Genomic DNA, 12,847 nt, shown 5'->3' with positions numbered 1-12,847 from the left:
GCCCCCATGACCACATCCGACGTGCGTCCCGGCCCCGCCGTCCCGGGCGGCGGACTGTCCCCGGCGGCCCGGCGCCTGCTCGAACAGCGGCTGCGCGGCCGGGCCGCCGCCCCGGCCGACGTCCCGACCCGCATCCGGCCGCGTCCGGAGCGGATCCCGCTGTCCCCGGCCCAGCAGCGCCTGTACTTCCTGGACCGGCTCGACCCGGGCGCCGCGACCTATCTGCTGCCCGCCGCCTGGCGGTTCACCGGCCCGCTGGACATCCCGGCGCTGCGCGCCGCCGTGACGGACCTGGTCGCCCGGCACGAGCAGCTGCGGGCCGTGTTTCCGGAAGCCGAGGGCATCCCGGATCAGCGCTTCCTGCCCGCGGGCGGCGCCGTCCTGGACGTCGTGGAGGCGACCGGGGCGACGGTCGCGGAGCGCGAGCGGCGGCTGGCCGCCGCCGTGCACGCCGCCGCCGTACGGCCCTTCGACCTCGCCCGCGAACCCGCCTTCCGCGCCACCCTCGTACGGGCCGGCGACGACGACCACGTCCTCGTCCTCGGCATGCACCACATCGTCTCCGACGGCTGGTCCCTCGGCCTGATCGTCCGCGACCTCACCGAGCTGTACCGGGCCAGGGCGGCGGGCCGCACCGCCCAGCTGCCCGAACTGCCCCTGGACTACGCCGACTACGCGATCTGGCAGCGCGAGAGCGACCAGTCCGCCGCGCTGGACCACTGGCGCTCCCGGCTCGCCGGACTGACCCCGCTGGACCTGCCCACCGACCGCCCCCGCCCGGACACCCCCGGCAGTCGCGGCGCCGCCCACACCGTCACCCTGCCGCCCACGCTCACCGAGGGTCTCGCCGAGCTGGGCCGGCGTTCCGGCACCACCCCGTACATGACGGTGCTGGCCGCGTTCCAGGCCGCGCTGGCCTTCCACAGCGGGCAGAGCGACATCGCCGTCGGCACCGTCGTCGCCAACCGGGAGCGGGCCGAGACGGAACAGCTCGTCGGTTTCTTCGTCAACACCCTTGTACTGCGCGGCGACTTCTCCGACGACCCGACCCCGGCCGCGCTGCTCGCGCGCACCCGCGACCGGGTCCTGGAGGCGTTCTCGCACCAGTCGCTGCCGTTCGAGCAGGTCGTCGACGCGCTGAGCCCCCAGCGCGACCTCGCCCGCAACCCGCTCGTCCAGGTCCTCTACACGCACAGCGACGCCACGCCCGGCGGCTTCGACCTGGGCGGCGTGAGCGGAACGCCGTACCGGATCGACCTCACCACCGCCAAGTTCGACCTCACCCTCGACCTGCGCGACGGCGACGGCCGCACCGACCTGGTGTTCGTCTACCGGCCCGACCTGTTCGAGGAGACCTCCGTCGCCGCGCTCGCCCGGCACATGGTGGCCCTGCTGGAGGCGTTCTGCGCCGCTCCCGACAGCCCGCTCAGTGCCGTCGACCCGCTCACCCCCGCCGAACGCGCGCACCTGCTCGGCCCTGAGGGCCCCGCCAACACCGGCGCCGACGCGATACCGGCCCCGAGCACCGCGCCGGACCGCCTTGCCGGGCACATCGCGGCCACCCCGCACGCCGTCGCCGTGAGCGGATCGGGACGCTCGTTGACGTACGCCCAACTCGATGCGCAGGCATCAGAGTTGGCCAGGCGGCTGCGCGCCGTCGGGGTCACCCGCGGCTCGCTCGTCGGTGTCTGCCTCGACCGCATGCCCGAGTTGGCCGTCGCCCTGCTCGCCGTCTGGCGCGCCGGAGCCGCCTACCTTCCGCTCGACCCCTCCCACCCGAGAGCGCGGCGCGAGTTCACCGTCACCGACTCCGGCATCGACTGGATCGTCACCGACACGGCCACCCGCCCGGCGGTCGAGGGACTGCCCGCCGGTCTCATCGAGCTGGACGCCGAGGACCCCGGCCACCACACCGCCGACGACGGCGATGTGCGCCCCGCCCCCGACGACCTCGCCTACGTCATCTACACCTCCGGCTCCACCGGCCGCCCCAAGGGCGTCGAGGTCACCCACGCCAACCTCGCCTGGCTGCTCGGCGCGGCCGACCGGCACTTCGGCTTCGGGCCCGCCGATGTGTGGACGCTGATGCACTCCCCGGCGTTCGACTTCTCCGTATGGGAGTTGTGGGGTCCGCTGGCCAGCGGCGGACGGGTCGTCGTGCTCGGCGCGGACGAGGTGCGCGACCCGGTCGCCGTGCACCGGGTGCTGCGCGAGGAGGGCGTCACCGTCCTCAACCAGACCCCGGCCGCCTTCAAGGGCCTGCGCGCTCACCTCGCGGACACCGGCGCAAGCTTCGGCCAACTCGCCCTGCGCACCGTGATCTTCGGCGGCGACGCCTTCGACGTGCGCGACTACCGGACCTGGTTCCGCGCTCCCGGACACCGGCCCGCCCTGGTCAACATGTACGGCATTACCGAGACCACCGTGCATGTGACGATCCGGGAGATCACCGAGGAGGACGCGCACGGCGCCGTCCGCTCGCCCATCGGCCGCCCGCTCGCCGGGCAGCACGGCTACGTCCTCGACGCCTGGGGCCGGCTGGTGCCACCCGGCAGCGTCGGCGAGCTGTACGTCGCGGGCGGCGGCGTGGCCCGCGGCTACCGCAACCGCCCGGAACTGACCGCCGAACGCTTCCTCGACGACCCGTTCGCTGCGCCCGGCGCCCGCATGTACCGCACCGGCGACCTCGTACGGGTCCTGCCCGACGGCCAGTTGGCCTACGTCGGGCGCGCCGACCACCAGGTGAAGATCCGCGGCTACCGCATCGAGCCCGGTGAGATCGAGACCGCCCTGCGCGCCCTGCCCGGCGTCGCCGACGTCGCCGTCGTGGCCCGCCGGGACGGAGCCGCGGCCCGCCTGGTCGCCCACGTCGTCACCCCCGAGGGCCGCCCGCTCGACCCGCCCGCGCTGCGCGAGGGCCTGCGCCTGACCCTGCCCGACTACATGGTCCCGGCCCTCTTCGTCCGCCACGAGCGGCTGCCGCTGACCGCCAACGGCAAGGTCGACCGTGCCGCCCTCACCGCCGTCGAGCCCGCCACCACCGGGCAGGGCACGCATGTGCCGCCCGAGGGACCGGTGGAGCGAGCGCTGGCCGTCGTGTGGAGCCAGGTACTGGGCAGCGAGCACGTCAGTCGCACCGACAACTTCTTCGACCTCGGCGGCGACTCCATCCTGGCCCTGCGCCTGGTCGGCCTCGCCCGGCAGGCCGGCCTCGGCTTCACCGTCGCCGACGTCTTCCGTGCCCGCACCCTCGCGGACCTGGCCGCGCTCGTCACCGACACCGGGGACACGCCCGAACCCGTCGCCCCCTTCTCCCAGCTGGACCCGGCCGACGCCGACCGGCTGCCCGACGGGCTCGCGGACGCCTACCCGCTCACCATGCTCCAGGCGGGCATGCTCCACGAGATGCTCGCCGATCCTCGGCGCGGCGCCTACCACAACGTCACCGACCTGAAGATCACCGTGCCCGAGGGCTTCTCCCTGGACGTCTTCCAGGCCGCGGTGGACGCGGTCGTCGCCGGCCACCCCATCCTGCGCACCTCCGTCGACCTCGTCTCGTACCGCGAACCCCTCCAGCTCGTCCACCGCAGCGCCCACCTGCCCGTCGGCTACACCGACCTGCGCGGACTCCCGCAGGACGAGCAGCGGGCCCGGCTGCGCGCGTTCGTGGACGAGGAGTTCGAGCGCCGCTTCGACCTCGCCGCCGCGCCGCTCGTGCGCATCCACCTCCACCACGTGGGCGACCACGACCTGCGCCTCGTCCTCACCGACTGCCATGTCGTCCTGGACGGCTGGAGCCTGACCTCGCTCGTCGCCGACCTGCTCGCCCTGCACAGGGAGGCCGTGGCCCACCGCAGTGCCCCCCGGCCGCCGAGCGCCCCCGCCTTCGCCGAGTACGTCGCCCTGGAGCGGGCCGCGCTGAACAACGAGGAATCACTGGAGTACTGGCGTCGGTGCCTGGCCGACCTGCGGCCCGTCACCCTCGGCCGGCGCGCGGCCGACACCGGGGCGCAGCAGCCGCCGGTGCACGAGGCACGCCGCTCCTACGCCCACCTCGCCGAGGGCATCGGCCGGCTGGCCAAGCAGGCCGGAGTGCCCCGCCGTACGGTGCTGTTCACCGCCTTCCACCACACCATGAGCCTGTTCGCCGACCGCGACGACGAGGCCGTCGGCCACAGCATCGGCCTGGTCACCAACGGGCGGCCCGAGATCCCCGGCGCGGACAGGATGCGCGGACTGTTCCTGAACACCGTGCCGTTCGGTGTGGCCCGCCCGCGCGGCAGCTGGCTCGCCTACCTGCGGGACGTGTTCACGGCCGAGCAGGAGATGCTCCCGCACCGCAGGGTCCCCTTCGCCCGCATTGCCGCGCTGCGGCCGGCCGAGACGAGCCTGACCGACGCCGTCTTCAACTACGTCAACCTCCACCGGCTCTCGCACGAGTCCTGGGACGACTCCCTGGAGATCGCCCGCACTGCGTTCCCGCTGATGCTGAACGCGAGCGTCAACGCGTTCACGCTGGACACCGACCCGGAGTTCGTCGCCCCCGCCACCTCCGAGCAACTCGCCGACGTCTTCTGCGCCCAGCTGGAGGCCATGGTCGCCGACCCGCATGCCCGCGTGAGCAGGCCCGCGCTCACCGGCGCCGCCCGCGCCACCGCCCTCGACGTGTGGGGGCGCGGACCCGACATCCCCTCCTCCCCGCTGCTGTTCCACGAGCACATCGCCGCGCAGGCGGCCCGCACCCCGGACGCGGTCGCGGTGGAACACCTCGGGCAGGAGCTGACCTACGCCGAACTCCAGGACCAGACCCAGCAGTTGGCATGGCGGCTGCGCGGGCTGGGCGTCGGGCCCGACACGGTGGTCGGCATCTGCGTCGAGCGTGGCCCCGACCTGGTGCGCGCGGCGGTGGGTGTGCTGCGCTCCGGCGGCGCGTTCCTGCCCCTCGACCCCCAGCAGCCCACCGAGCGGCTTGCGTTCATGGCCGAGGACAGCGGCATGCGCGTGCTGCTCACGCAGCGGGCGCTCGACAAGGCCGTGCCCTTCGACGGGCCGGTGCTCCACCTCGACGCACCCATGGAACCGGTGGACCCGGTACCGGGCAGGGAAGCCGGCGCCGACAACCTCGCCTACGTCCTCTACACCTCCGGCTCCACCGGCGTCCCCAAGGGCGTCGGCATCCCGCACCGCGGCCTGTCCAACCTGATCGAGGGCCAGCGCGACCTCGTCCGCATCACCCCCGAGGACCGCGTGCTGCAGTTCACCTCGTTCGGCTTCGACGTCTCGATCCATGAACTCACCGAGTCCCTCGCCAACGGAGCGCGCCTGGTGACCGCGCCGAAGGAAGCGCTGCTCCCCGGCCCGGACCTGGCCCGCACCCTGCGCGAGCAGCGCATCACCTGCGCCGTGATGACGCCCAGCGCCCTCGCGGTCCTCGGCGAGGACGACTTCCCCGAGCTGCGCGTCCTCCAGGTCTGCGGCGAGTCCTGCCCGGCCGAACTCGCCGACGTCTGGGCGCGTGGGCGCCGTTTCCACAACCTGTACGGCCTCACCGAGACCATCGTGTGGTCGGTGGTCGCCGAACTGCGTCCCGGCCAGGGCCGCCCGCCCATCGGCACCCCGATCCGCAACACCAGCGTCCACGTCCTGGACGAGGACCTCCAGCCGGTCCCCGTCGGCGTACCCGGCGAGATCTACCTCGGCGGTCAGGCCGTCGCCCGCGGCTACCTCGGCCGGCCCGCGCTCACCGCCGCCACCTACGTCCCCGACCCCTACGGCGCCCCCGGCGCGCGCCTGTGCCGCACCGGCGACCTCGGCATGCACCGGCCCGACGGTTCGGTGGAGTGGCTCGGCCGCGGCGACAGCCAGGTCAAACTGCGTGGCTGCCGTATCGAACTCGGCGAGATCGAGCATGCGTTGCGCCGGCTGCCCGAGGTGCGGCAGGCGGTCGTCCTGCACCGCACCGACCTGCCCGGCGAACCCGCGCTCGTGGCCTACCTCGTCATGCGCGGTGCCGAGCAGCCCGACCCCGAGGAGCTGCGCGGCGCCCTGCGCGCCTCTCTGCCCGCCTACATGCTGCCCGCCCGGTTCGTCTTCCTCGACGAGATGCCCGTCAACCGCAGCGGCAAGACCGACAAGCGGGCGCTGCCCCGGCCGTCCGCCGACCGCGGACACAGCGACACCGCGTACGTCGCCCCGGCCACCCCGGCGGAGAAGGTCCTCGCCGAGGTGTGGCGCGAAGTCCTCGGGCTGGCCCGCATCGGCGTCCACGACGACTTCTTCCGCATCGGAGGCAGTTCCCTGTCCACGGTCCGCGTCTCCCTGATGGCCGCCGGACGCGGCCTGACCGTCTCGGTCGGCGACCTGATCGAACACCCGACGATCGCACGGCTCGCCGCCCACGCCACCCGCGCGGCCACCGACCCGGTGCCCACCGCCGTCACGTCCGAGGTACGGCTGCGCGAAGGCGCGGGGGAGCCCCTGTGGTGCGTACACCCCTCCGGCGGCAGCGCCGCCTGGTTCGTGCCGCTCGCCCGCGCCCTGCCCGAGGGCCGCCCCGTCCACGCCTTCCAGGCGCGCGGACTGCTCGGCGGCGTCGACCCGAGCACCGTGACCGGCATTGCCGCCAACTACGTCGCCGAGATCACCGACCGCGGCGGCGAGGGCCCGCACGCCGTCCTCGGCTGGTCCATGGGCGCCAACATCGCCCTGGAGATGGCCACCCAGCTCCACCAGGCCGGGCACCGCGTCGAACCCCTGATCCTCATCGAGCCCTACCTGCCCAACGCCGCCGCACGGGCCCGGCTCAACGGCGTCACCAAGGACCTGCGGGACGCCCTGCGGATGCGCAACCGGCTGCGCGAGCTGCCGCCCTCACCCCAGCGCGACCGGACCACGGCCGAACTCACCGCCACCCTGCTGGGCGCCGGCATGAGCCCCGCCGAGGCCGCGCTCGTGGAGAACGCGCCGATCGAGGTGTGGCACTCCCTGCTCGCGGCGCTGGCCGCCTACGAGGCCCGCCCCTACCCCGGCCATGTGCACCTGGTGGTCGGCAGCGAGGCCGCCGGGCTGCCGCGCGGCCGGACGATGCCGGGCCTCGACGTCGACTACGACACCTACGTCGAACGCTGGCGCGCGGTGGCCGAAGGCGGCCTCACCCTGCACATCAGCGACGGCGACCACATGTCGATGATGGCCGAGCCGAGGGTGGCCGGCCTCGCCGAACTGCTCGTCAAGGTCGAGGCAGGAGGCGCCCGATGACCACCTCGACCCCGGCCCCCGCCCCCGCCTTCACCGAGAGGTACCTCCTGTCCCCGGACGCGTTCGCCGAGCCCTACGGCTACCTGAACGCCCTGCGTGAGCACGCCCCGGTCTTCTGGAGCCCGATGCACCACGCCTGGCTGGTCACCGGCCACGACCAGGTCATGCGCTGCCTGCGCGACCCCGCGGTCTCCGCGGACCGGGTCCGGCCGCTGATGGACGCCGTACCGCTCGGCGCCCGGGAGGACGCGGAGCGCGCCTTCGGGATCCTGTCCCGCTGGATGGTCTTCAACGACCCGCCGCAGCATCGCAGGCTCCGCCAGGTCTTCCAGGAGTCCTTCGCCGCCCGGGCCGTCGCCCGCTACCGGACCTTCACCGAGAAGGCGACCGCGGCCGTCCTCGCCCGCCGGGCCACCCCGGGCCGCAGCGGCGACCTGATGGCCGACGTCGCGAAACCGCTGCCCGCGCTGGTGTTCGCCCGCTGGCTAGGCATCCCGCGCACCGACGGCCCCGCCTTCTGGTACTGGAACGCCCGCGTCGCCGACCTCGTCCTCGGCACCGCCCAGGAGGAGAGCGAGTACCGCGCCTCCCTACAGGCGCTGGTGAGCCTGGAGGACTACCTGGGCGCGCTGGTCGCCCGGCGCCGGGCCGAGCCCGGTGACGACCTGATCAGCCAGGTGCTGCGGGAGGGCCGGGTGGGGGAGTCGGTCAGCGAGGAGGAGTTCGTCGGGATGCTCACCCAGATGGCGTTCGCTGGCGGGGAGACCACCAGCAACCTCATCGCGAACACCGTCCTCGCCCTGCACACCCACCCCGACCAGCTCGCCGCCGTCCGCGCGGAGCCCGCGCTGGCGCAGGGCGCCGTGGAGGAGACGCTACGGCTCGACGGCCCGTCCAAGATGTCGATCCGCACCGCCGCCCGCGACCTCGACCTCGACGGCCACACCCTGCGCGCCGGCGACCGGGTTTTCCTCGTCACCGCCGCCGCCAACCGCGACCCGGCCCGCTTCCCGGACCCCGACCGGTTCGACGTCCGCCGCACCGGACCCACCCACCTCGGCTTCGGCTTCGGCGCCCACTTCTGCATCGGGGCCGCCCTGGCCCGACTGGTGGCCGTGGCCGCCGTCACCACCCTGGTCCGCGACCACCCGGACCTCACCCTGACCGACCCCGACCGGCTCACCTGGCAGCCCTCCCTGCTCAACCGCAGCCTCACCGCCCTGCCCGTGCGCTACTGACCGGCGATGCCCCGGCCGCGGCACCCGCCCGGTGCCGCGGCCCCTCCACGAAAGGCTCGACCATGGCCACCACCCTTGCCGGTGCCGGTCCACGGCTGTGGGCACCCGCCCGGCAGCGCCCCTTCCAACTCCTGTGGCTGGGACAGTCGTTGTCCCTGCTCGGCGACGGATTCAGCGTCGTCGCCTTCTCCTGGATCACCCTAGGTCTGACCGGCTCCACCCTCACCCTCGGCTACGTCCTGGCCTTCCAGGCCGTACCCCGGGCCCTGCTGACCCTCGTCGGCGGCACCCTCAGCGACTCCTGGTCCACCCGCACGCTCATGGCCGCCTCCAGCTGGACCCGGGCGGCGCTCATGGCGGGGGTCGGACTGGCCGGTCTCGGCGGGCACCTGACCGTGTGGATGCTGTGCGCGGCGGCGGCGGCCTTCGGCGCGGTGGACGCCTTCTTCCAGCCCGCCCGCGTGACCATCCTGCCGTCCGTGGTGGACGACGACCTGCTGACCCCCGCCAACGCACTGCTCGGCGCGGGGACCCGGACCGCCGCCGTCATCGGTCCCGGCATCGGCGGGGTGGTCATCGCCGTCACCAGGCCCCCGGTGGCCTTCCTCGTCGACGCCGTCTGCTTCGCGCTGTGCGGCTGGTGCGTCGCCGGCATCCGCACCCGGCCCCGGGCCGTCCGCCCGGAGACGAAGACCGCCGCCGACGCTCCCCTGTCTCTGGGCGCCCGCATCCGCGAGGGCGTGAGCTACACCTGGCGCGACCCCCGGCTGCGCACCATCGTCGCCCTCGACACCGCCGTCAACTTCTGTTACGCCGGGCCCTTCACGGTCGGCTTCGCCACCCTCGCGGACCAGGTGCTGCGCGGCGGTTCGGCCACCCTCGGCATCCTCAACGGATCCCTCGCTGGGGGCGCGATGCTCGGCACCCTGGCCGGCGGCGCCCTCGGCGGCTGGCCCCGGGTGGGCCTGCTGGTGGCCGGGCTGGCCGGCTGGCTCGGCGTGGGCATGGCCGTTCTCGGGCTGGTGCACAGCACCCCGGCGGTGGTGGGCACCGTGCTCGCCATGGGCTTCGCCATCGGCTTCCAGGGCGTGTTCGGGCTGAGCTGGATCCAGCGCACCATCCCGCAGAACGTCCTCAGCCGGTTCGTCTCCGTGGACATGGTCCTCGGCTACGCCGCGGCCCCGCTGTCGCTCGTCCTGTGCGGCGCGCTGGCCCGCACCAGCACGTTCGCCCTGTTCGGCGTGGTCGCCGCCGTGCTCGCCCTGACCGCGGTGGCCGTACTCGGCTCGCGGGCCGTGCGGGAGATGCGTTAGACGTGCGGGAAGTTTCTCGGCCTGTACGTGAGTTGGGCTAGGAGGAGCGCAGAGCGGCCGAACGGGTGCACAGATCCGCCCGGTTGGCCGCCCCCGTCTTCGTCATCAGGCTCGCGATGTGCTTCTCCGCCGTACGCGGGGAGATGAACAGCCGGTCGGCGAGATCCTTGTTGCTGAGACGTTCCGCGAGCAGCCGGAACACCTCGAACTCCCGCACGGTGACGCCCAGGGCGCGCAGCTCCTCGGGGATGCCGCTGGTGCCGGTGCGGTGCTGGTGCACCGGCGCGCCCAGCCGGCGAAGCGCGGCCCGGCAGGCACCGGTGACGGTCGGGATGTCGCGGCCGTGGAAGTAGTGCTCCGCCCGCCGCAGCCAGCCCACCGGATCGCCCCAGCCGTCCCCGTGCGCCGCGTCCGCGATCAGCCGCAGCCCGAGGTGCTGGGCCAGCGGATACGGCTCCGCCGCCGCCAGCGCCGACTCGACCGCCCCGGCCGCCGCCGCGTCCGCGCCCTCCCGGCCGAGCAGCACGGCGTCGGCGAGCAGCACGAACTGCCGGTTCCAGCGCATCCGGGCCACAGCGGTGGCGCTGATCTCCTCGTGCCGGGCGCGGTCCGCGTCCCCGGCGAGCACGTCCAGCAGGAGCACCAGGCCGTGGGTGCCGCTCAGATGGTAGGTGGAGGGGTTGTCCGCCTCCAGCGTCAGCACCGACCCCAGCTCCGCCCGCGCCAGCTCCCGGTCCTCCTCCAGCAGCGCGCAGAACGCGCGGGCCAGGCCGAAGCCCAGCGGCTCCTCCTGCGAGCCGACCCCGTCCCACTCGGCGAACGCGGCCAGCGCCGCCTCCATCGCCGTACGGTCCCCGAGGTGCGCCGCGAGCGCGGCCTCGGCCATCAGCACGTAGCGCACGGCAGGGGCGAGCCGCAGGCGGCGTACGACGGCCAGGCACTCGGCGGCGGCCTCGCGCGCGGTGTCGTAGGCGCCGCGCAGCACGCTGTCGAGCACGAGGATGCCGTCGACGGTGTGCACGATGCTCACCGAGCCGAGCCGCAGGGCCTCCTCGCGGGCCGCCAGCAGCCCCGCGGTGTCGCCGTCGGCGAGCCAGGCGTTGCCGCCCATCCGGGTGGCCGCGTACATCCGCTGCAACGGCAGCCGGTGCCGCTCCGCCGTGGCGAGGGCCTGTTCCAGCATCGCCGCCGACTCCTCCGGGTCCCGCTCGCGGGCCACCGTGGCGAGCAGCTCCCGGGCCTGGCAGGCGACCACGGGCAGCCCGTAGCGCTCGGCGGCGTCGGCGGCGGAGCGGGCCAGCTTCTCCGCGTGCTGGGTGCGGTCGGGGCCGGGCGTGTCGAGGGCGAGATAGGCGGCGGTGACGTCGACGGCGGCGGCGGTCGCGTCGTCCGGCGCGGACGCCAGCACCTCACGGGCGCGGCAGATCTGCCGGTTGCCGTCGCTCCAGCGGCCCGCCGTGTGCGCGACCTTGGCGAGCCGGGTGTGCAGCGTGGCCAGCCGGGCGGGGCTGAGCCCCGCGCCGTCCAGCGCGTGCAGATTCTCGGCCAGGTCGAAGGCGCGGGCGAAGTCACCGGCCTCGGCGAGCGCCGGCAGCAGGTTCTCCAGCACCTCCGCCCGGGCCTGCGGATCGGCGCCTTCGGCCAGCAGCCGCTCTGCGCTGCTGAGCTGAGTCACCGCGGAGCCGAGCGCACCGGCCGCCAGCGCCCGGCCGCCTGCGGCGGCGAACAGCCGTCCGGCCTCGGCGCGGTCCCCGGCCTCGCAGCGCAGCCCGGCCGCCAACGCGCACCAGTCGCCGCCCAGTTCGGGATGCAGCTCCTCCGTCGCCTCCGCGCCGCGCCGGGCCAGCTCCGCCCGTCGGCCGGGCGTCATCTGCGTGAACAGCGCCTCCACGGTGAGGGAGTGCCGGAAGGAGTACCAGTCGGGGGCGGGCTCGTCCGGAATCACCAGCCGGGCGGCCACCCCGGCGTGCAGATGGCTGAGCAGAGCCCGGTCGTCGATGCCCGTCATGCGCTGCAGCACGGTCAGCGGGAAGCGCCGGCCGAGGACGGCGGCGGCCGACAGCAGGGTCAGGCCCTCGGCGCCCAGCCGGTCGATGCGCCGCAGAATGCCCCGCGCCAGCGTGGAGGACACGTCACTGCGTAGATCGCCGACCGCCCGCCAGCCCTCCGGCCCCTGCACCAGTGTGCCGGCCCCGATCATGGACTGCAGCAGCTCCTCGACCAGGTACGGGCTGCCCGTGCTGTCCTCCCACAGCCGCTGCAGCACCGGCTCCGGCACCTCACCGGGGGAGTCCGCGCCGAGCTGGGCCGCGACCATGTCGTGGACCTGGGGGCGGGTCAGCGGCGGCAGTTCCACCAGGGTGGCGGCACCGCGGCGGCGGGCCGACTGCGCGAGGTCGAGCGCGTCGCTGAAGTCCGTCCGCACGGTGGCCAGCAGCAGGACCGGCGTGTACTCGAGGTTGTCCACCAGGTATTCGAGGACACCGAGCGTCTCGGGGTCGGCGTCGTGCAGATCCTCCAGCAGCAGGAGCTGACCCTGGCCGCGCGCGGCGGCCATCAGCAGACGCAGCACCGCCTCACCCAGGATCACCATGGAGCTGCTCTCGCGTTCCCCGGTGTCCCAGTCGGGAATCAGCCGCCCGAGGACCGGGCGATAGGGGCCGAGGGCCGAGTCGTCGAGGGGCTCGCCGCTGCGGAACAGCGACATCAGCGCCTCGGTCAGCGGCCGGAACGGTACGGCAGGGCCCGTCGTGCTGCTGCGCCCGCGCAGCACCCGCATCCCGGCCCCGAGCGCACCGCCCACGGCCTCCGCCGCCAGCCGCGACTTGCCCACACCGGCCTCGCCGACGAGGAAGACCACACCGCCGCGCCCTTGCCGGGCGTCGGCCAAGGCGCGGTCAAGCAAACCCAGTTGAGGGTCCCGCCCGACCAGGGAAGGCGCATGGGAACGCATGAACGCAGATGATAATCGGAATGTCGGGATGTGCGGCAGGTCGCTCCTCGGACGAACGCGGACGGCGCGGGCCCGCCGAGCGGGTC

At 74.3% G+C, this 12,847-nt stretch carries 4 protein-coding genes; 3 read left to right on the top strand and 1 reads right to left on the bottom strand.

From position 1 onward, the window contains the following. The first annotated feature begins 6 nt into the window (after positions 1 to 6). The 3 genes from ACWD35_RS22880 to ACWD35_RS22870 all read left to right on the top strand — a co-directional run bounded on the left by ACWD35_RS22880 (position 7) and on the right by ACWD35_RS22870 (position 9,808). Complete coding sequence (locus tag ACWD35_RS22880) at positions 7 to 7,257, top strand: amino acid adenylation domain-containing protein (RefSeq protein WP_451353128.1); 7,251 nt, start codon at positions 7 to 9, stop codon at positions 7,255 to 7,257. Further along, positions 7,254 to 8,495: a cytochrome P450 gene (locus tag ACWD35_RS22875; RefSeq protein WP_451353127.1), complete on the top strand. Its 1,242-nt coding sequence runs from the start codon at positions 7,254 to 7,256 to the stop codon at positions 8,493 to 8,495. Before ACWD35_RS22880 ends, ACWD35_RS22875 begins: the two co-directional genes overlap by 4 nt. A 62-nt stretch (positions 8,496 to 8,557) precedes the next feature. After that, positions 8,558 to 9,808 carry an MFS transporter gene (locus ACWD35_RS22870; RefSeq protein ID WP_451353126.1) on the top strand — a complete coding sequence of 417 codons (1,251 nt, stop codon included), beginning with the start codon at positions 8,558 to 8,560 and terminating at the stop codon, positions 9,806 to 9,808. 37 nt (positions 9,809 to 9,845) lie between these two features. On the opposite strand, the gene ACWD35_RS22865 is transcribed toward ACWD35_RS22870, so the two are convergent. Beyond that, positions 9,846 to 12,761 (bottom strand): AAA family ATPase, encoded by a 2,916-nt coding sequence (locus ACWD35_RS22865; protein WP_451353125.1) that lies wholly within the window; start codon positions 12,759 to 12,761, stop codon positions 9,846 to 9,848. Positions 12,762 to 12,847 lie beyond the last annotated feature (86 nt).

The sequence above is a fragment of the Streptomyces sp. NPDC002671 genome, assembly GCF_053592475.1.
The sequence above is the reverse complement of the archived record's forward strand: the minus strand, read 5'-3'. Positions and strand labels throughout refer to the sequence as shown.